Below are 17,345 nucleotides of genomic sequence, written 5' to 3' on the forward strand. Positions count from 1 at the left end.
ACCAACAGGATCTTATGCGGTCGAACCCGGCGAACTCGATGACGTTCCGGCGGCCAACCCTCCCCGGCGACCCCTTTCCGGAGCGGATGAAAGCGGCGGCAGGGATCGGATCATACCCACTGACAACCGACCCACCTCGACGTCGCACCATGAATGAGCCCGTGCAGGCTCGTCGGTGGGCGGGCCTGTCCCTTCGGACATTCGGCCGAAGGGACGGGCCGGGATCCGCCATTGGGCCGATGCGCACGGCCGGCCGCCGGCCGCAGGATCAGGCTCCATGTCCCCTTTTGAACGGCCCCGCATCGCGGCGCTCGACGTCGTGCGCGGTTTCGCGTTGTGCGGCGTGTTGCTGGCCAACGTGCAGCCGATCGCCGCCGCCGGCGCCCCGCCCGTCGCACCGCCGCAGGACGGCATCTCCTGGCACGGCCTGCTCGTCGACCAGCGTTTCTACCCGATCTTCTCGGTGCTGTTCGGCATCGGGTTCGCGCTGCTGTTGCGCTCGGCGGGGAGCGGGCCGCCCGGCCCCGGCTCGTGCTGCTGCGCCGGCTGCTGGCGCTGCTGGCGATCGGCCTGGCCCACCACTTCCTGCTGTGGCAGGGTGACATCCTCGCCGTCTACGCCGTGGCCGGGCTCGTGGTGCTGCTGCCGTCCACCTGGCTGCCCGCCAAAGCGGTGGCCTGGCTGGCGGCGGCGTTCCTGCTCGCGGCGCTCGCCCTGGGCGGCGGGCCGTTCGCGGTCGTGCCCGGCCTGTTCCTGCTCGGCGCGGCGCTCACCCGGTACGGCGTCATCGACCGCATCGAGGACTCCGCCCGCCTCCCCGCGCTGATCGGCCTGACCTGTGCCGCGCTGGCGGTGCCCGTGGGCGCGCTGCAGGCCCAGCAGGTGCAGCCCGGTCTGACCATGCCGCTGGGCGGGCTGCTGATCGCGGGCGCGTACATCTGCCTGCTGCTCATCCTGCTCCGGACCCCGCTGCGGCCGGTGTTGCAGGCCGTCTTCGCGCCGTTGGGGCGGATGGCGCTGACCAACTACCTGACCGCCACCGTCCTCGTGCTGGCCGTCGCGCCCGTGATGGACGGGCCGCCGCACGCCTGGCCCACCGTCGCGGTGCTCGCGATCACGGGCGGCATCCTGCTCGTGCAGTGGTGCTGGTCGGTGCTGTGGCTGCGCCGCTTCCGCCAGGGGCCGCTGGAGTGGGTGTGGCGCTGGGCCACGTGGGCCCGCCGCCCCGCGCTCGCCGCGTGAGCAGAGCACGCGCCTGCGGGTTCGGCCATCGTCGCTTGGACGTCTCCGGCGCGCTCACCGCGCGCCCCGGCCTATCCGGCCTTGCCGGCCAACGGCGGCGGGCGGCGCGTGAGGCGGCCGCCGGGCAGCAGCGGGGCTTCGCCCAGGAGCCAGTCGGCGAGGTGGTCGCGTTCGACGACGATGAGCGGATCCCGCGCGCCCTGAGCCTCTTGGCGGGCCTGCCGGGTGAGCCGGCTGGAGGTGATCAGCACGCCGGTGTGACCGGCGAAGGAGTTGGCCAGCGCTCCCAGGAACTCGCGCACCTCGGCCGCGCCCACCGGACGGCTGTAGCGCTTGCACTGGACGGCCAGGCGGCCCGGCCCGGGAGCGACGGCGACGATGTCGACCCCGCCGTCGCCGGCGCCGCCGCGCTCGCGGACCTGCCGGAACCCGTCGGCCCGCATCCGCTCGGCCACCAGATGCTCGAACGCGCTGCCCGAGAGGCGATCGATGCGCTCCAGCTCGGCGTTGGCGGCCAGGAAACGCCGCCGTCCCGCCTCGATCACGCGTCGCCGCAGCAGCAGCGCTGCGGCCAGCAGCAGCACGAGCAGGCCGCCTGCCGCAGCCGCCCAGCCGGGATGCTCGGCGGCGAACCACACGGCCGCGACGCCGATCGCGCCCGCCGCCACGATCGGCGTCTGCCGCCTGCTCCGCTTGGATCCCCTCGCCATGGCGCCTCCTCACGGTGTCCAAGGCGATGGTGCACGGCGGGACCGACAAAAACGGCCGTTCGAGCGGTCAGCGCCAGCCGAGCTCCGGGGCGACGTACTTCAGGACCGAGGAGATCAGGTGGGCGTTGTAGTCCACGCCGAGCTGGCTGGGCACCGTCAGCAGGAGCGTGTCGGCGGCGGCGATAGCCTCGTCGGCGGCCAGCTCCTTGACCAGCACCTCGGGCTCGGCGGCGTACGTGCGGCCGAAGATGGCCCTGGTGGTGGCGTCGATGAAGCCGATCTGGTCGGTGCTGGTGCGCTCGTGACCGAAGTAGGCGCGGTCGGTGTCGTTGACGATCGGCATGATCGAGCGGCTCACCGACACGCGGGGCTCGCCCTCGTGCCCGGCCTCCTTCCACGCCTCGCGGTAGGCGGCGATCTGCTCGGCCTGCTGCACGTGGAACGGCTTGCCGTTCTCGTCGTCCTTGAGCGTGGAGCTCATCAGGTGCATGCCGAGCCCGGCGGCCCAGCGTGCGGTGGCGTTGGAGCTGGAGCCCCACCAGATGCGCTTGCGCAGGCCGTCCGAGTGCGGCTCGATGCGCAGCAGGCCCGGCGGGTTGGGGAACATCGGGCGCGGGTTCGGCTCGGCGAAGCCCTCGCCCTCCAGCACCTTGAGGAAGACCTCGGCGTGCCAGGCGCGCCATGTCGGCGTCGCTCTCGCCTTCGGCGGGCGCGTAGCCGAAGTAGCGCCAGCCGTCGATGACCTGCTCGGGTGAGCCGCGGCTGATGCCGAGCTGTCGCCGGCCGCCTGCGATGAGGTCGGCCGCGCCGGCGTCCTCGGCCATGTAGAGGGGGTTCTCGTAGCGCATGTCGATGACGCCCGTGCCGATCTCGATGCGGCTGGTCCGCGCTCCGACGGCGGCCAGCAGCGGGAACGGGCTGGCGAGCTGGCGGGCGAAGTGGTGCACCCGGAAGTAGGCGCCGTCGGCACCGAGCTCCTCGGCGGCCACCGCCAGCTCGATGGACTGCAGCAGGGTGTCGGACGCGCTGCGCGCCTTCGAATAGGGCGACGACGACCAATGCCCGAAGCTCAGGAAACCGATCTTTTTCATGCAGGCTTCAACCTTCCTCCAGTCAAGAACATTCCAGCACGCCAGGGGCTCAGGATCGCGATTTTTGAACGTTCGATCCAGATAGGGTACGGTCAGTGCCATGGCAAGGACCAGGGGGTTCGACACCGAGGCGGTCGTGGCCCGCGCGATGGAGCTGTTCTGGGCGCGCGGATACGAGGCCACCTCCATCCGTGACCTCACCCACCACCTCGGGCTCGGGCAGGGCTCGCTGTACGCCGCGTTCGGCGACAAGGACGGCCTCTACCGGGCCGCGCTGGAGCACTACCGCACCACGTACGCGACCGCCGCCCTGCGCACCCTCGAACGCGAGGGCGACGCCCGCGCGGCCATCCGCGCGCTGCTGCTGGAGCGGGTCCGCATCGCCGCCGAGGGCGGCCGCGGCTGTCTGCTGATCAACGCCGCGACCGAGCGCCTGCCGCAGGACCGGCCGACCCGGCGCATCGTGCGCGACGTGCTGGACGCCAACCAAGAGGCGCTGGCCGGCCTGCTGCGGGCGGCGGCCGAGCGCGGCGAGCTGTCGCCGCGGCACGATCCCGAGACGCTCGCGGCCTTCCTGGTGACGTTCCTCAACGGGCTGCTCGTCTCCGCCAAGGTGACGCCGGACGTCCGCGCCCTGGAGCCGCTCGTGGAGGTCGCCGTGGCCGCCATCGAGTGAGCTTTTCCTGCCCGCAATCTGTATCGAACGATCCAGTTACTTATCGGAAGGCTGATCCACGCGATGATGATCGACCACCGCGGCGCCCCCGTACGCACCGGCCGCGCCGCCGCCAACGGAACGAGCCTGCACTACCGCACCGCCGGGTCGGGGCCCGCCGTGGTGCTGCTGCACGGCGTGCCCAAGACCGGCTACCACTGGCGCCACCTGGTGCCGAAGCTGACGCCCCGCTACGCCGTCGTCGTGCCGGACCTGCGCGGGCTCGGCGACTCCGCCCGCCCCGCCGGCGGCTACGACTCCGCCACCATGGCCGACGACGTCGCCGCCCTCATGGCCCGCCTCGGCCACGACGCCTACGCCGTGATCGGCGAGGACTGGGGAGCGGTGATCGGCTACCAGCTCGCCGCCCGCCACCGCGACCGCGTCACCTCCCTGGTCTTCGCCGAAGCGCTCTTTCCCGGCTACGGCTTCGAAGACCACGCCGCGCTCACCCCGGAGAACGTCGCAGGCGGCCTGCACCTGTGGCACCTCGGCTTCTACTTCCAGCCCGACGTGCCCGAGATGCTCATCGCCGGGCACGAGCGCGAGCTCATCACGTACATGATCAAGAACGAGCGCAGCCGCCCTGACAGCGCCACCCCCGACGCCATCGAGGAGTACGTGCGCTGCTACTCCATGCCCGGCGGCATCCGCGCGATGCTGTCGATCTATCGGGCCATGCTCGTCGACGCCGAGCAGAACAGGCAGGCGGCGCGGCGCAGACTCGGCATCCCCGTGCTGGCGCTCGGCGGCTCCGCCTTCATCGGCGAGCGCAACGAGACCCAGATGCGGATGTTCGCCGACGACGTCACCGGCCACGTCTTCGACGCCGGGCACGACCTGGCCGAGGAGGTCCCCGACGAGATGGCCGAGGTCGTGCTGCCGTTCCTGGCCGCACACGCCGCCGCGCGGCCGCGCGCAGGAAGCCGCTGAGGGGCCGTACGGGTGGTGAGCGGTGTCACCGCTGCAGGATCGCCGCGAGCCTGCCCAGCGCCTGCGTGATCTGCCGCGGGCTGAGGCCGAGCACCGTGCGCTGGTGGTCGTACACCTCGGGGGCGAGCGGTGCGAGCAGGATCTCGACCAGGGCGTCGGGGTCCGGGACGGCGGCGGCGACCAACAGGGAGCGCACGTGCGCGCGCCAGAAGCCGTACGCGCCGGTCTCGAAACGCGAGCGGCCCAGCTCCGAGCCGAGCACCAGGTGGGAGTGGCCCTCCAGCAGATCGACCATGGCGGCGTAGAAGGCGGCCAGCCGGTCGGCGGGCGGCGCCCCCGGCCCCAGGGGCGGCTCGCCGCGCAGCAGACGTTCCTGCAGGTCCCGCTCGTGCTCGTCGAGCAGCGCGACGGCAATCGACGCCCGGTCGGGGTAGCGGCGGTAGAGGGTGCCCCGGCCCACGCCGGCTCTCTTGGCGATGTCGTCCATCGTCACCTCGTGCGGCGGCCGCTCGGCGAACAGCTGCGCGGCCGCCTCGAGGATCCGTGCCCGGTTGCGTGCGGCGTCGGCTCTCTCCATGCCACCGATTGTATGTGGACGCGATGTCCGCTTATAGTCAAGTGGACACCGTGTCCGCATAGCTGTGGTGAGGAGAGACCATGCTGCTGCACCTGGACGCCAGCGCCCGCCGCACGTCGTTCTCGCGCAGGCTGTCCCGCCTGTACGCCGAGACCTGGCGCACGGCGCACCCCCAGGCCGGGTACGCCTACCGCGACCTGGCCGCGAACCCCGTACCGCACATCGGCGAGGCGTGGACCGAGATCTGCGACCACATCCTCGAGCGCGAGATCACCGACATCGCGCGCTACCGCGAGGCCGTGCGCACCCCGGCGCAGCGCGCGGCGTGGGCCATCGTGGAGCCGCTGCTGCAGGAGGTGGTCGCGGCCGAGGTGATCCTGATCGGCACGCCGATGTACAACTACTCGATCCCGTCGTCGCTCAAGGCCTGGCTCGACCAGATCACCTTCCCCAAGATGTCCCTGCGCGGGCGCTCGTTCGTGGTGACCAGCGCGCGCGGCGGCGCCTACGGGCCGGGCACGCCGCGCGAGCCCTACGACCACCAGGAGCGCTACCTGCGCGACTTCTTCACGGGCCACTTCGGCGTGGACGACGTCACCTTCATCCACGCCGAGCTGGCCAACGCCCGCCTCGACCCCGGGCTCGCCCACCTGCGCGAGCAGCACGAGCGGTCGCTGTCGGCGGCGGTGGAGGCCGTGGCCAAGGAGGCGGCCCGATGAGCTGGCTGACCCTGCTGCTGGCCGGGCTCGTCGAGGTGGCCTGGTCGCAGAGCATCAAACCGACGCACAACTTCACCCGGCCGCTGCCCACGCTGATCTGCCTGGCCCTGATGGCCGCCGCCGTCTGGCTGCTGTCGCAGGCCATGAACACGCTGCCGGTCGGCACCGCCTACGCGGTCTTCACCGGCATCGGCGCCATCGGCGCGATCACGCTGGGCATCGTGCTCAACGACGACCCCGTCTCGGTGGGCAGGATCGCCGCGCTCGGCCTCATCGTCGGCGGCATCGTGCTGGCCAGGGTCACCACCTGACACCCGGCCGTGGCCTCGGGACGGCTCCGGCGCCGGGGAGGTCTGCGGCGAGACGGCGAAGGCCGCGCCCTTGTCGGCCTGGGATGTGGGGGAGCGTGTCAGCGCCAGTGCGCGTCGCCGATCAGCGTGGCCTCCGCGCCTCCGTCGGCGAAGATCACCTGCCCGGTGACGAACCGGTTGCCCGCCCCGGCCAGCCAGCAGATCAGCTCGGCCACCCACTCCGGCCGTCCGGGGAAGCCGCCGAACGGCTGCGGCGAGACCGACTCCACCGCGCGGCGCACCTCGTCGTCCTCGATGATGTACGCGGCGGCGGGCGTGTCCACGACGCCGGGCGCGACCGCGTTGAGCGCGATGCCGGACCCCGCCCACTCCGGCGTCGGCGCGGCCCTGCGCACCCAGCGGTTCAGCGCCCGCTTGGCCAGGCCGTAACCGCCGGTGGCGCCGCCGATGCCCGGCTCGGCGCGCATGAGGGCGAGCGCGGCTTCCTCGTCGCCGTCCAGGCACGCCTTGATGACCCGTGCGTCGGCGGGTTCCAGCGAGGAGGTCGACGATACGGCCACGGCGCGGGGCGCGCCGCTGCGCGCCAGCAGCGGGCGCAGCCCTTCGAGGGTGGCGACCGCGCCGAAGAAGTTCGTCTCCAGCATCCCCGTCTTGCCGCCGCCCGCCACGGCGAGCACCGCGTCGATGGGGCCGTGCCCGGCCACCTGCTCGACCAGCGACCGCCGCCCCTCAGGGGTGGACAGGTCTGCCTGGACGTCGGCGCCGGCGAGGTCGCAGCCGATGACCGTGCCGCCGCGCTCGCGGAGCATGGCCGCGGTCGCTGCGCCGATACCCGAGGCCGAGCCGGTCACCACGTAGGTGCGCCCGGCGTGGTCGGTGCTGCTCATCGCTCGTCCCCTCCCGTTCGCCGCGGTACCTCGCGGGTGCTGCGGTCGAAGTGCTCCACCAGCTCCTCGGCGCAGAGCTCGGGATCGACGCCGGCCGCGATGAGCGGGGCCACGGCGTCGATCGAGGCCCGCAGCGCCGCCGCCATGATCCGCTCGTCGAACGGGCGGAAGTCGCCGGCGCGCTGCCCCTCGTCGAGCAGGCGGGCCAGCCGCTCGCGCGAGTCGATGTCGTAGCGCTCGTAGTCGCGCAGTCCGCCGTTGATGAGGATCTGCCGCAGCGCCGCCACCTCGCGCGGGTGCTCGGCGATGAACCGCACGTTCGCCCGGATGACGGCCGCGAGCAGCTCGCGCGGGCCGGTCACGCCGCTGAGCGCGGCCTGCATGTACTGCTCGCTGTCGGCGACGATCTGCTCGGCCACGGCCGCGAACAGCTCGTCCTTGCCGGAGAAGTGGTAGGTGATCAGCCGCTTGCTGCTGAGCCCGGCCTCGGTGCGGATGGCCTCGAACGTCGTGGCCTGGTAGCCGCGCTCGGCCAGCAGGGCGATGGCGGTGCGGGTGATCTGCTCCCTGCGGGCCGCCGTCGCCGCCTCGCGCGTGGTCACGGCGCATCCCCTTCGTTATCCATGTGGATAAACATTATCCGTACGGATAATGTTCGTCAAACGGGCGGGCAGTCCCCGGGATCCACGCGCGGCTCGGCGCCGGCGACCGTGATGTCCTGGGCGGCGCCCGGCAGCATGGCCGCCACCGTGCACACGATCTGCCCGACGGCCCGCTCCGGCAGCTCGCCGGGCGGGCCCGACGGGATGATCACCAGGCGGCCGCCCTGCTCGGAGGCCACCGTGAACGGTTCCGCCTCGCGCGGCACGTCCGAGGTGTAGCCCTGCTGCCGTTCCTGCGCCGTCGGCCCGGCCGCCAGCAGCGCCAGCGCGTCCGCCGGGTACAACCGGCCGCGCGGGCGCGGCACCGGATGCAGCCTGCCGTCCTTGATCAAGTAGATGGCGGTCGCCCTGGCCGAGGCGACGGGGCCGCTCGGCGGCGGGCCGACCGGGATCACGTCGCTCGGCCGCACCCCGCAGCCCGCCACCACGACCAGCGCCAGCCCCACACCCACCAGAGCCCGCCAGGCCCGCCCCGTGCTCATGAGGAGCCCCCGTCCGCGTCGCGGGGCGCGGGGGAGGCGTCCCGGCGCGGGGCGCCCGGCTGGGACGGGGTGCTTCCATCCTGAGGGGTGCTTGCATCCTGAGCGGAAAGCGCGGGCGCGGCGGCCGTGTCCGGGGCGCCCGGCGGTGGCGCGCTGTTCTGGTCCTGGGTGCGGGGGAGGCGGAGGGTGAAGACGGCGCCGCCGTCCGGCGCGTTGGCGACGGTCAGGTCGCCCCCGTGCAGGCGGGCGTTCTCCCGGGCGATGGCCAGGCCGAGACCGCTGCCCTCGGACCTCGCCCGGGCCGCGCTTGCCTTGTAGAAGCGGTCGAACACGTGCGGCAGCACCTCCTCATCCAGGCCGGGACCGTGGTCGCGGACGTCGACGGTGATCGAGTCGCCGTCGGCGGACAGGCGTACCGACACCGGAGGCTCGCCGTGCCGCAGGGCGTTGCCGACCAGGTTGGCGAGGACGACGTCCACCCGGCGCGGATCCAGCCGCGCGCTCACCCCGGCGGGCAGCTCGGTCTCCACCGCCTCCGACCAGCCCCGCGTCCGCAGCGTCGCGCGGACCAGCTCGGCCACGTCCACGTCGTTCACAGCGAGCGCCGCCACACCGGAGTCGAACCGGCTGATCTCGATGAGGTCGTTGACGAGCTGGGTCAGGTTGAGCGTCTCCTGGCTGACCAGCCGCGCCGCCCGTCCGGCGGGCTCGGGCAGGTCGGCCGCCTCCTCGTCCAGCACGTCGGCGACCGCCGCCAGCGCGGCGAGCGGGGTGCGCAGCTCGTGGGAGACGTCGGCCACGAACCGGCGTGCGTCGGCCTCCATCGCACGCAGCTGCGCGACGTGCCGTTCCAGCTCGGCGGCGGTGTCGTTGAACGTCCGGGCCACGTCGGCCAGCTCGTCGGAGCCGCGTACCTCGATCCTGGTGTGCAGCCGGCCCTCGCCCAGCAGCCGCGCCGCCCGCCCCAGCTCGCGCACCGGACGCAGGACCCCACGGGTGGCCGCCAGGCCGAGGAGCACCGCGAACACCAGCGCCGCGCCTCCGTACAGCCAGGCCCACAGTGCGAGCTCGTCGATGCTGCGCTGCTCGGGCAGCAGGCTGTGCACGGTGTAGACCTCGATGCCGGAGTTGCGGGTCGTGCCGTCCGGCTCGGCGATCATCAGCGGCGCGCCGATGATGAGGACGGGCAGGTCCTGCCAGGTCACGCGCTGCCAGGCCATGGTGCCGCCGGCGACGGTCTCGCGCAGCCTCGGGGGGACGGCGGCCCTGTCCAGGTCCGGCGTCAGCGGGGGACGGCCGGGCCGCCACTGTCCCGGCGGGCGGGCGGGACGGCCCGGCGCGCGCCGCCCGCGGAAGAACGCGACCGCCGTGGAGTTGGTGTCGTTCAGGCCGGCGGCGATCCTTTCGAGCTCGTCCTGGCCCGGCGTGTCGGTGCGCAGCGGATACAGCGCCGCCAGCCGCTCGCGCATCGCCTCCACCGCGGCGTCCTGGGCCCGCTGCAGGATCTCGTTGCGCGCCTTGCCGTAGGAGACGCCGGCCACCGCCGCCGCCGTGACCACGCACAGCAGCACGAACGCCGACAGCAGCCTGCCGCGCAACCCCAGGGACGCCGCCGGAGGCTTCACACCGGCCCGAACCGGTAGCCGAACCCGCGGACCGTCTGCACGTAGACGGGCGATGCCGAGTCGTCCTCGATCTTGGCGCGCAGCCGCTGCACGCACGCGTCCACCAGCCGCGAGTCGCCGAAGTAGCCGTGCTCCCACACCGACTCCAGCAGCTGCTGGCGGGTGTGCACCCGGCCGGGCGTGCCGGACAGCTCCAGCAGCATGCGCAGCTCGGTCGGGGCGAGACTGACCGGCTCGCCCCGCTTGGTGACCACCAGGCTCGCCCGGTCGATGGTCAGATCGCGGTAGTGCTCCAGCTCCGCCTGTTCGCGGCCGACGCGCCGCAGCACCGCCCGCATGCGGGCCTCCAGCACCCGGGGCTGCACCGGCTTGACCACGTAGTCGTCGGCGCCCGCCTCCAGCCCGGCCACCACGTCGAAGTCGTCGCCGCGCGCGGTCAGCATGATGATCGGCACGTCGCCGGCGGCGCGGATGCGGCGGCACACCTCGAAACCGTCGATGCCGGGCAGCATCAAGTCGAGCACGACGACGTCGGGCGGGTCCGCGCGCAGCTGCTCGAGCCCCTGCTCGCCGGACTCCACCGCGCGCACGCGGTGGCCGTGGCGGCTCAGGGCCAGCTCCAGGCCCTCGCGCACGGCGGGATCATCCTCGATCAACAACACTCGCGATACGCCGCCGAGTTTCACTGGCTCGCTCCGTCACATCACACCTGCCGGTCAACCGCTCCACTATCGGCCGGCCGTGTCCGCATGCGGTGCCCGCAATGTCATGGTCGTGTCACGATCGAGCCGTCGACGAACCATGACATACGGCGCACAGCGCGCGCACATTCGCCGCCCATGGTAAGTCGCCATGGACGAACCACACACCATTCCACCCAGGCTGCGCGACCGGGTGTACGCCCTGGTCACGATGGTGCTGGCGGTGCTGCTGCTGCCGGTGGCCTTCGCCCGCCGTCCCGGCCGGGCCCGGGAGCTGGCCTGTACCTGGGCCCTGGGGCTGCGCTTTCCCGCCGAGGACCTGACGGGGCTCACCGACGGTGCCAGGGCGGCGTTCACGGCGGCGCGCACCGAGGCGCTGTGGCGGCACGGCCGGCTCATCGGCCTGACGTCCGGATACCGTGACCCGGCCACGCAGCAGCGGTTATTCGACGAGGAGGTACGCCGCTGCGGCTCCCCGGCCGTCGCGCGCATGCTGGTGCTGCCGCCGGAGGAGTCACGCCACGTCCAGGGCGTCGCCCTCGACATCCGCCCGCGCGAGGGCGCACGCTGGCTGGAGGAGCACGGCGCCCGCTACGACCTCTACCGCATCTACGACAACGAGTGGTGGCACTTCGAGTACCGCCCGGAGGCCGGCGGCGTCCCGCCGCGCCGCCTGCCGCACTCGGGCGTGCCCCAGGCCACGGCCGACGATCACCCAGGGGCGTCCCGATAGGGTGAGCGGCATGCCGTTGCAACTCCCTCAGGTGAACCTCAAGGCGCGCGACGAGGTCGCGCTCGGCCGCTTCTGGGCCGGCGCGCTCGGCTGGGAGATGGACAGCGAGGCCCCCGGGGTGACGAACCTCACGCCGGCGGGCTTCCCCTGGCCGGACCCCTCCGCCGTCTGCATCGACCTCGTCCGGGTCCCCGACCCCGAGACGGTGCGCTACCGCGTCCACCTCGATCTGGCCACCACCTCCGCCGAGCACCAGGCCGAGCTGGTCGCCCGCCTGACGGAGCTCGGCGCGACCCCCGCCGACATCGGGCAGGGCGACGTGCCGTGGACGGTGATGGCCGACCCGGAAGGCAACGTCTTCTGCGTCCTGGAGCCGCGCGAGATCTACCGCGACACCGGGCCGATCGCCGCCGTGGTCGTCGACTGCGCCGACCCCGGGGCCATGGCCGGCTTCTGGGGCGAGGCGCTCGACTGGACCGTGCACGAGGTGACCGGCGACCACGCCAGGCTGCGCTCGTCCCAGGGCGTCGGGCCGTACCTGGAGTTGATCCGGGTCTCCGGCGAGCCGGCGGTGTGGCACCGCTTCCACCTCGACGTGCTGCCCGACCCGGCCGACGACAAGCCGGCGCAGGTGGCCCGGCTGCAGGAGCTCGGCGCGCGCTTCGCCGACGTGGGGCAGGGCGAGGTGTCGTGGACGGTGATGGCCGACATCGAGGGCAACGAGTTCTGCGTGCTCGGCCGCTCCACCTCCTGAGGAGATCATGAGGAGCGGAGCCTGGCCGCCTGCCGGATGAGGTGGTCGCGCTCGGGCAGGCTCGGCGCCGACCGGGCGGCCTCGGCGTACAGCCGGGCCGCCGTCTCCCGGTCGCCGTCACGTTCGTGCAGGTACGCCGCGACGGCGGCGTACCTGGGCAGGGCGGGGTCCAGCTCCGCCAAAGCGGCCAGACCGGCGCGCGGCCCGTCGGCCTCCCCGACCGCGACGGCCCGGTTGAGCCGGGCCACCGGGCTGCCGGTGAGGCGGACCAGCTCGTCGTACCACTCGACGATCTGCACCCAGTCGGTCTCCTCGGCCGTCTGCGCGTCGGCGTGCAGCGCGGCGATGGCCGCCTGCGCCTGGTACTCGCCCAGCCGGTCTCGGGCCAGCGCCGCCTGCAGCACCTTCACGCCCTCGGCGATCATGCGGGTGTCCCACAGGCTGCGGTCCTGCTCGGCGAGGGGGATGAGCCGGCCGTCGGGGCCGGTCCTGGCCGCGCGCCGCGCGTGGTGCAGCAGCATGAGCGCGAGCAGGCCCGCCACCTCCTCGTGGTCGATCATCGCGGCGAGCTGCCGGGTGAGCCTGATCGCCTCCTCGGCGAGGTCCACGTCGCCGGAGTAGCCCTCGTTGAAGACCAGGTAGAGCACGCGCAGCACGGTGGCGACGTCGCCCGGCCGGTCGAAGCGGACGTTCGCGACGGTCCGCTTGGCCCTGCTGATGCGCTGCGCCATCGTCGCCTCCGGCACCATGTACGCCTGCGCGATCTGCCGCGTGGTCAGCCCGCCGACCGCGCGCAGCGTGAGCGCCACGGCCGAGGACGGCGACAGCGACGGATGCGCGCACAGGAAGTACAGCCACAGCGTGTCGTCCACCGCCGCGCCGGGGCCGGGCGGCGGCTCGGCCCCGGCACGCGCCTCGCGGTTGCGGCGCGCGGTGTCGGCGCGGGCGGCGTCGAGGAACTTGCGCCAGGCCACGGTGACCAGCCAGCCCTGCGGGTCGCGCGGCGGGCCGTCCCGCCAGCCGCGCACGGCCTCGACCAGCGCCTCCTGGACGGCGTCCTCGGCCGCCGCGAAATCCGCTCCGCGACGGACGAGGACGCCGATCACGACGGGGGTGAGGCTGCGCAGCAGGGCCTCGTCCACCATGCGGCTACTCCGTGATGGTCTCGGGCTCGTGGAGGAACGGCCGCACCTCCAGCCATTCGTGGATCGGCTCGCCGCCCGCGCCCGGCGCCGCCGACAGCTCGGCGGCCAGCTCCAGCGCCCGCTCCTGGCTGTCGACGTCGATCACCATCCAGCCGGCGATCAGGTCCTTGGTCTCGGGGAACGGGCCGTCGGTGACCGGCGGCCGGCCCTCGCCGCCGTATCGGACCCACATGCCCTCCGGAGCGAGCGCCTGGGCGTCGACGAACTCGCCGGTGTCCTCCAGCCTCTTGGCGAAGTCGCGCATGTACTGGATGTGCGCCGAGACCTCCTCCGGCGTCCACTGGTCCATCGGCACGTCGTTGACCGGCGCGGGCGCGCCCCGGTAGTGCTTGAGCAGCAGGTACTTGGCCATCGCGTTCTCCTTCGTACGGTCGGTCGTCATCGCGGTGTTCATGCCGGGGACGGAGCCGCCGCCGCGTTCTCGACATCTTCGCCGCGACTTTTTTTGAAGGGCGCGATCAGGCCCTGGATCGCAGCCGCCGCCACCACGGCGGCCCGGAGACGCGGGCGGTCGTCCCGTGCGGCGGCTCGCCCGTGCGCGCGTACGCGAAGAACGCCGCGAGATCGTGCGCGGGGCCCTGGCCGATGCGCTTGGCGACCTTGTTGTGCGGGTAGCCGCGCAGCCCGTCGGGGCTCTCCACCGCGGCGGCCCGCTGATCGGTGCAGTACACCCACGACCAGCCGCAGTTCCTGACGATCATCTCGCCCAGGTACGCGCCCGCACCCATGATCACCTCGTGCGCGTCCTCGGGAGCCGGCTTGGTGGCCACGAACGCGGCGCAGTAGTTGTCGAGGTGATGCAGGAACGCCGGGTCCCAGTCGAGCGCGAACCCCTCGGCCCGCGCCCGCTCCACGAAGCCGTCGGCCAGGCCGCGCATGTGCTCGGCGGTCTCGGCATCGCTGGGCGGCTCGCGCCGCGGCCCCCTGCCCAGCAGCCGGCCCAGCGTCATGGCAGCTCCTCGCGCAGGAGGGCGCGGGCGAACGGCTCCCCGGCGGCCCGCGCGTACGCCTGGCGCTCGCGTACCTCGGCGAGCGTGCGCGGCCGGTAGCCGGGACCGTCGCCGCACCCCATGGGGAACCGGATCCCGGCGTGCAGCAGCACCGACAGCACCCGCCAGCCCTCGACGTCGCGCCGGGCCGGCGCCGCGAAGGCGGATCCGACGTGGATCAGCGGCCCGGCGCACCCCGGGCACACCCGGTCACCCTCGCCCCTGGCGAGGTGGGGCTGCTTGTACGAGGCGCGGCACGGCAAGCAGACGAACGACGTCTTCCCATGACCCATGCGCCTACCTTAGGCCCTTGATCGACTCAGGTCGCGGTCATGCGGGGTGGGTCTCGGGCAGGACGGCGTCCACGGCGTGACGAACGGCGCGCGGCCGGGCCCGGCCCCGCGTAGCCGCTACGTGTCCGTGGCACAGACGTCACACGTACGGCGCCTCAGTGCTGACGCGCGCCGCATCACCGGTGGCCAGGCGGGTGAGGAGCTTCAGGGCGGCCGCGTCGGGGGAGCCCGGGGCGGCGGTGAAGACCGCCAGGCGCCGGCCGTCGTCCTGGGGCAGCTCCATCAGCTCGTCATTCAGCGTCATCGACGCCCACCAGCGGGTGACGGAAGGCGCGCGTGGGCGGGATGCAGGCGGGTACGTGGTGAGCCGCCCACAGCGCGGCGAACTCCGCGCTGTTCAAGGTCAGCTCGCCGATCAGCTCGGCCAAGTCCGGATCGTCGGGGTAGCGGGCGGCGATCAGGCGCAGGTCGGCCACGGTGTCGCGGGCCTTGCCCCGCCAGTCGGCGTACAGCTCGCGGGTGTGCGGGTCGAGGAAGACCAGGCGTGCGATGTTGGGGCGCTGCCAGGGCTGCTCGGGCGCCTCGTACGGCAGATGCCCGGCCAGCAGCGCGTGCGCCGTGCGGTTCCAGGCCAGCACGTCGGTGCACCGGCCGATCACGAGCGCGGGCACGTCGCCGAACGCCTCGATCATCAGCCGGAGGCCCGGCCGCACACGTTCGGGACGCGGCCGCCGGCGGCGCTTCGGCCGGTGCGGGCCGCCGCTCGACGAGGAGGCGCGATCGGCACCGCGGGGCTGGCGGCCGTCGCGACCGCGCGTACCGAGGCGCTGGCGCGGCGACGCCCGTGCTCGCCACGCTGGGCGGGCTCCACGCGGCGATGCTCGTGGCGGGCGTGGTCTGCCTGGCCGGGGCCGTTCTGGCGGTCGTGCTGCTCGGCCGGTCGTCTCAGTGACGCTCGTCGACGGCCCGCCTTTCGGCCTGTACGAGCCGCAGGGAGATGTAGTAGTTGATCCCGGTCTTTCGGGTGTGGCGCACTTTGGTGCGCTGGAACTCGCGGAAGCCGAGCTTGTCGTACAGGCGCAGGGCCGCGGTGTTGACGTCGGAGATCTCCGCCAGGACGTACTCGTCGTACTGGGGGAGGGCGAGCAGGTGGGTCAGCAACGCCGTCGCGACGCCCCGGCCCCGGTACCGGATGGCGGTGGCCACGAACTCCAGGGAGGCCATCCCGTCCTTGGCGTAGGGGAGAGGTTTGGCGAACTCGCGGCGGAAACCGATGTCGGCGATGGTGCCCTTGTAGAACCCCAGGTGCCTGCGCAGCTCGCGCCTGTCGTGCTGGAACGACGGCCGCCTGCCGTCCGTACAGGCGGTGATCCCGGCGGGACGCCCGTCGACCAGGGCCACGTAGAACACGTCGAGGACCAGCGCGTGCTCCAAGGCGTCGGCGAGCTTGGCGGGGTCGTCGGAGAAGTAGGAGAAGTCGGGGCCGAACCCGTCGACGAAGACCTCGGCGATGGCTCGGCGATGGCTCTCGCCCAGCTCGGCGGCGCGTACCACTTCGATGGCGTCGGGCAATGCTCACCTCGGAGGAGTCGTTGTACGGTGTACGAACGGAGACGGTAGCCCGCCCCGCGAGGCGGCGCCTGCCATGAGCGGCGGTGTGCTAGGCCAGCTCATCAGCCCTCCACCAGGGGCGATCCCGTCACTGTGGCCGGTGCGCCGCTGCCCTAGTACAGGAAGAGGACGCGATCGGTCATGCGGAGAAGCCTCCCGCCCTATCAGCGGATCGTGCGGGAGATCGAGCGGCGCATCGACACGGGCGCGCTGCGGCCCGGCGACCGCGTCCCCTCCATCAGGCAGGCCGCCGCGCAGTGGGGCGTGGCCACCGCGACCGCCGCCAAGGCGCTCGACACGCTGCGCAGGCGCGGCCGGGTGGTGGCCGTCCCACGCGTCGGCACCGTCGTCGCGGAACCCGCGTCAGCCCCGAGGCCCCGGCCGCGCCGGGAGCGCCGCCCGGTCGCCTCCGGCCCGGACGACGAGCGGCGGCGGGTCGTGCGGGCCGCGATCGCGCTCGCGGACGAGCAGGGCTTCGAGGCGGTGTCCATGCGCGGCGTCGCGGCCAGGCTCGGCATGCCCACCATGTCCCTGTACGGCCTCGTGGACGGCAAGGAGGAACTGGCCGCGCTCATGGCCGACACCGCCTTCGGCGAACTGGACCTGCCCCAGGAGCCGCCGCCGAGCTGGCGGGCGCACCTGGAGCTCGCGGCGCGCCTGCAATGGGGCCTCTACCTGCGCCATCCCTGGCTGCCCCGGGTCATGTCGCTCACCCACCCGCAGCCCCTGCCCAACATGCTCAGGTTCGGCACCTGGGGCATGAACGCCATACTCGGGCTCGGCCTCGATCCCGAGACGGCCCGGATCGTGTGGTGGGCGGTGGCCAACCACGCCAGGGGGACCGCCACCAACCTGGAGGCGCAGCGCGACGCCGAGCAGCACACGGGCCTGTCGCCCGACCAGTGGTACACCGCCCACCTGCCGTCCCTGCACGCCGCGCTCTCGACGCCCGCGGCGCCCATCGACGACACCCTCGGATTCGACCTGACGGTGTTCTTCGAGGCCGGGCTGCGGTTGCTGCTGGACGGTGCCGCCGTGCTGATCGGACGGCGGCACCGCGCGTAGCGAGCACTTGGCGAAGCCCGCCGTTCACGTGATCTTCAGC

General features: G+C 73.2%; 23 protein-coding genes and 1 pseudogene. 8 read left to right on the forward strand and 16 right to left on the reverse strand.

The window, feature by feature from the left end; translation table 11 throughout:
• Positions 1–531: 531 nt before the first annotated feature.
• A complete protein-coding gene (locus WBK31_RS14595; protein WP_406675029.1) occupies positions 532–1,242 on the forward strand; it encodes a DUF418 domain-containing protein in 711 nt (236 codons plus the stop codon).
• Positions 1,243–1,313: 71 nt separating this feature from the next.
• Here WBK31_RS14595 and WBK31_RS14600 read toward each other — a convergent pair whose 3' ends face one another.
• The 3 genes and pseudogenes from WBK31_RS14600 to WBK31_RS14610 form a co-directional block, all read right to left on the reverse strand.
• Positions 1,314–1,952 (reverse strand): restriction endonuclease, encoded by a 639-nt coding sequence (locus tag WBK31_RS14600; RefSeq protein WP_364050704.1) that lies wholly within the window; start codon positions 1,950–1,952, stop codon positions 1,314–1,316.
• Between the two features lie 67 nt (positions 1,953–2,019).
• On the reverse strand, positions 2,020–2,601 hold the full coding sequence (locus WBK31_RS14605; protein ID WP_378789135.1) for a hypothetical protein: 582 nt from the start codon (positions 2,599–2,601) through the stop codon (positions 2,020–2,022).
• Positions 2,602–2,668: 67 nt separating this feature from the next.
• Positions 2,669–3,232, reverse strand: a pseudogene (locus WBK31_RS14610) (LLM class flavin-dependent oxidoreductase); the annotation flags it as partial.
• On the opposite strand from WBK31_RS14610, the gene WBK31_RS14615 reads away from it, so the two are divergent.
• Together WBK31_RS14615 and WBK31_RS14620 are read left to right on the forward strand one after the other, a co-directional pair.
• Positions 3,144–3,719: a TetR/AcrR family transcriptional regulator gene (locus WBK31_RS14615; RefSeq protein WP_406675030.1), complete on the forward strand. Its 576-nt coding sequence runs from the start codon at positions 3,144–3,146 to the stop codon at positions 3,717–3,719. The pseudogene WBK31_RS14610 and the gene WBK31_RS14615 overlap by 89 nt on opposite strands.
• Before the next feature lie 63 nt (positions 3,720–3,782).
• Complete coding sequence (locus WBK31_RS14620; protein ID WP_406675031.1) at positions 3,783–4,691, forward strand: alpha/beta fold hydrolase; 909 nt, start codon at positions 3,783–3,785, stop codon at positions 4,689–4,691.
• Positions 4,692–4,716: 25 nt separating this feature from the next.
• Here the strand turns inward: WBK31_RS14620 and WBK31_RS14625 are convergent, their stop codons facing one another.
• Positions 4,717–5,268, reverse strand: a complete 552-nt coding sequence (locus WBK31_RS14625; RefSeq protein WP_364050714.1) for a helix-turn-helix domain-containing protein — start codon at positions 5,266–5,268, stop codon at positions 4,717–4,719.
• Between the two features lie 80 nt (positions 5,269–5,348).
• Here WBK31_RS14625 and WBK31_RS14630 point away from each other — a divergent pair, with 80 nt between their 5' ends.
• Together WBK31_RS14630 and WBK31_RS14635 are read left to right on the forward strand one after the other, a co-directional pair.
• A complete protein-coding gene (locus WBK31_RS14630) occupies positions 5,349–5,987 on the forward strand; it encodes an FMN-dependent NADH-azoreductase (RefSeq protein WP_406675032.1) in 639 nt (212 codons plus the stop codon).
• Positions 5,984–6,298, forward strand: coding sequence for a multidrug efflux SMR transporter (locus WBK31_RS14635; protein ID WP_364050720.1), 315 nt, complete (start codon positions 5,984–5,986; stop codon positions 6,296–6,298). Before WBK31_RS14630 ends, WBK31_RS14635 begins: the two co-directional genes overlap by 4 nt.
• Before the next feature lie 98 nt (positions 6,299–6,396).
• Here the strand turns inward: WBK31_RS14635 and WBK31_RS14640 are convergent, their stop codons facing one another.
• Genes WBK31_RS14640 through WBK31_RS14660 form a run of 5 tightly spaced genes read right to left on the reverse strand, consistent with a single transcriptional unit; the run spans position 6,397 to position 10,616 of the window.
• Positions 6,397–7,185: an SDR family oxidoreductase gene (locus tag WBK31_RS14640; protein ID WP_364050723.1), complete on the reverse strand. Its 789-nt coding sequence runs from the start codon at positions 7,183–7,185 to the stop codon at positions 6,397–6,399.
• A complete protein-coding gene (locus tag WBK31_RS14645; RefSeq protein ID WP_378789126.1) occupies positions 7,182–7,787 on the reverse strand; it encodes a TetR/AcrR family transcriptional regulator in 606 nt (201 codons plus the stop codon). Before WBK31_RS14645 ends, WBK31_RS14640 begins: the two co-directional genes overlap by 4 nt.
• A gap of 56 nt (positions 7,788–7,843) precedes the next feature.
• Positions 7,844–8,329: a hypothetical protein gene (locus tag WBK31_RS14650; protein WP_364050729.1), complete on the reverse strand. Its 486-nt coding sequence runs from the start codon at positions 8,327–8,329 to the stop codon at positions 7,844–7,846.
• Entirely contained in the window at positions 8,326–9,954 is a 1,629-nt protein-coding gene (locus WBK31_RS14655) for an ATP-binding protein (protein WP_406675033.1), read from the reverse strand. The genes WBK31_RS14650 and WBK31_RS14655 overlap by 4 nt, the downstream gene beginning before the upstream one ends.
• Entirely contained in the window at positions 9,951–10,616 is a 666-nt protein-coding gene (locus WBK31_RS14660; RefSeq protein ID WP_364050735.1) for a response regulator transcription factor, read from the reverse strand. The genes WBK31_RS14655 and WBK31_RS14660 overlap by 4 nt, the downstream gene beginning before the upstream one ends.
• A gap of 190 nt (positions 10,617–10,806) precedes the next feature.
• Between WBK31_RS14660 and vanY-N the strand changes: the two genes are divergently transcribed.
• Both vanY-N and WBK31_RS14670 read left to right on the forward strand, forming a co-directional pair.
• Positions 10,807–11,388: a D,D-peptidase/D,D-carboxypeptidase VanY-N gene (vanY-N, locus tag WBK31_RS14665; protein WP_364050738.1), complete on the forward strand. Its 582-nt coding sequence runs from the start codon at positions 10,807–10,809 to the stop codon at positions 11,386–11,388.
• Positions 11,389–11,398: 10 nt separating this feature from the next.
• Positions 11,399–12,142 (forward strand): VOC family protein, encoded by a 744-nt coding sequence (locus WBK31_RS14670; protein ID WP_406675034.1) that lies wholly within the window; start codon positions 11,399–11,401, stop codon positions 12,140–12,142.
• Between the two features lie 5 nt (positions 12,143–12,147).
• Here WBK31_RS14670 and WBK31_RS14675 read toward each other — a convergent pair whose 3' ends face one another.
• The 7 genes from WBK31_RS14675 to WBK31_RS14705 form a co-directional block, all read right to left on the reverse strand.
• Positions 12,148–13,284: an RNA polymerase sigma factor gene (locus WBK31_RS14675; protein ID WP_406675496.1), complete on the reverse strand. Its 1,137-nt coding sequence runs from the start codon at positions 13,282–13,284 to the stop codon at positions 12,148–12,150.
• Between the two features lie 7 nt (positions 13,285–13,291).
• The gene (locus tag WBK31_RS14680; RefSeq protein WP_364057376.1) at positions 13,292–13,699 is read right to left on the reverse strand and encodes a YciI family protein; all 408 of its coding nucleotides are present in this window, start codon (positions 13,697–13,699) and stop codon (positions 13,292–13,294) included.
• 106 nt (positions 13,700–13,805) lie between these two features.
• On the reverse strand, positions 13,806–14,297 hold the full coding sequence (locus tag WBK31_RS14685) for a hypothetical protein (RefSeq protein ID WP_406675035.1): 492 nt from the start codon (positions 14,295–14,297) through the stop codon (positions 13,806–13,808).
• Positions 14,294–14,629 (reverse strand): hypothetical protein, encoded by a 336-nt coding sequence (locus WBK31_RS14690; protein ID WP_364050747.1) that lies wholly within the window; start codon positions 14,627–14,629, stop codon positions 14,294–14,296. The genes WBK31_RS14685 and WBK31_RS14690 overlap by 4 nt, the downstream gene beginning before the upstream one ends.
• Before the next feature lie 139 nt (positions 14,630–14,768).
• Complete coding sequence (locus WBK31_RS14695) at positions 14,769–14,933, reverse strand: hypothetical protein (RefSeq protein ID WP_364050750.1); 165 nt, start codon at positions 14,931–14,933, stop codon at positions 14,769–14,771.
• Positions 14,920–15,342, reverse strand: a complete 423-nt coding sequence (locus tag WBK31_RS14700; protein WP_406675036.1) for a hypothetical protein — start codon at positions 15,340–15,342, stop codon at positions 14,920–14,922. The genes WBK31_RS14695 and WBK31_RS14700 overlap by 14 nt, the downstream gene beginning before the upstream one ends.
• 232 nt (positions 15,343–15,574) lie before the next feature.
• Complete coding sequence (locus WBK31_RS14705) at positions 15,575–16,201, reverse strand: GNAT family N-acetyltransferase (protein WP_364050759.1); 627 nt, start codon at positions 16,199–16,201, stop codon at positions 15,575–15,577.
• A gap of 180 nt (positions 16,202–16,381) precedes the next feature.
• Here WBK31_RS14705 and WBK31_RS14710 point away from each other — a divergent pair, with 180 nt between their 5' ends.
• Entirely contained in the window at positions 16,382–17,305 is a 924-nt protein-coding gene (locus tag WBK31_RS14710; protein ID WP_364050762.1) for a GntR family transcriptional regulator, read from the forward strand.
• Positions 17,306–17,345: the final 40 nt, after the last annotated feature.

The organism is Nonomuraea sp. N2-4H (genome assembly GCF_045291505.1).
In the GTDB taxonomy this organism is placed as follows: Bacteria; Actinomycetota; Actinomycetes; order Streptosporangiales; family Streptosporangiaceae; genus Nonomuraea; species Nonomuraea fastidiosa.

Excerpts from the sequence above, each read along its gene's own strand:
- WBK31_RS14690 (WP_364050747.1), bottom strand. The coding sequence starts at position 14,629 with ATGGGTCATGGGAAGACGTCGTTCGTCTGCTTGCCGTGCCGCGCCTCG.
- WBK31_RS14695 (WP_364050750.1), bottom strand. The coding sequence starts at position 14,933 with ATGACGCTGAATGACGAGCTGATGGAGCTGCCCCAGGACGACGGCCGG.
- WBK31_RS14620 (WP_406675031.1), top strand. The coding sequence starts at position 3,783 with ATGATGATCGACCACCGCGGCGCCCCCGTACGCACCGGCCGCGCCGCC.
- WBK31_RS14670 (WP_406675034.1), top strand. The coding sequence starts at position 11,399 with ATGCCGTTGCAACTCCCTCAGGTGAACCTCAAGGCGCGCGACGAGGTC.
- WBK31_RS14635 (WP_364050720.1), top strand. The coding sequence starts at position 5,984 with ATGAGCTGGCTGACCCTGCTGCTGGCCGGGCTCGTCGAGGTGGCCTGG.
- WBK31_RS14685 (WP_406675035.1), bottom strand. The coding sequence starts at position 14,297 with ATGACGCTGGGCCGGCTGCTGGGCAGGGGGCCGCGGCGCGAGCCGCCC.
- WBK31_RS14640 (WP_364050723.1), bottom strand. The coding sequence starts at position 7,185 with ATGAGCAGCACCGACCACGCCGGGCGCACCTACGTGGTGACCGGCTCG.
- WBK31_RS14625 (WP_364050714.1), bottom strand. The coding sequence starts at position 5,268 with ATGGAGAGAGCCGACGCCGCACGCAACCGGGCACGGATCCTCGAGGCG.
- WBK31_RS14615 (WP_406675030.1), top strand. The coding sequence starts at position 3,144 with ATGGCAAGGACCAGGGGGTTCGACACCGAGGCGGTCGTGGCCCGCGCG.
- WBK31_RS14680 (WP_364057376.1), bottom strand. The coding sequence starts at position 13,699 with ATGGCCAAGTACCTGCTGCTCAAGCACTACCGGGGCGCGCCCGCGCCG.
- vanY-N (WP_364050738.1), top strand. The coding sequence starts at position 10,807 with ATGGACGAACCACACACCATTCCACCCAGGCTGCGCGACCGGGTGTAC.
- WBK31_RS14650 (WP_364050729.1), bottom strand. The coding sequence starts at position 8,329 with ATGAGCACGGGGCGGGCCTGGCGGGCTCTGGTGGGTGTGGGGCTGGCG.
- WBK31_RS14600 (WP_364050704.1), bottom strand. The coding sequence starts at position 1,952 with ATGGCGAGGGGATCCAAGCGGAGCAGGCGGCAGACGCCGATCGTGGCG.
- WBK31_RS14710 (WP_364050762.1), top strand. The coding sequence starts at position 16,382 with ATGCGGAGAAGCCTCCCGCCCTATCAGCGGATCGTGCGGGAGATCGAG.
- WBK31_RS14630 (WP_406675032.1), top strand. The coding sequence starts at position 5,349 with ATGCTGCTGCACCTGGACGCCAGCGCCCGCCGCACGTCGTTCTCGCGC.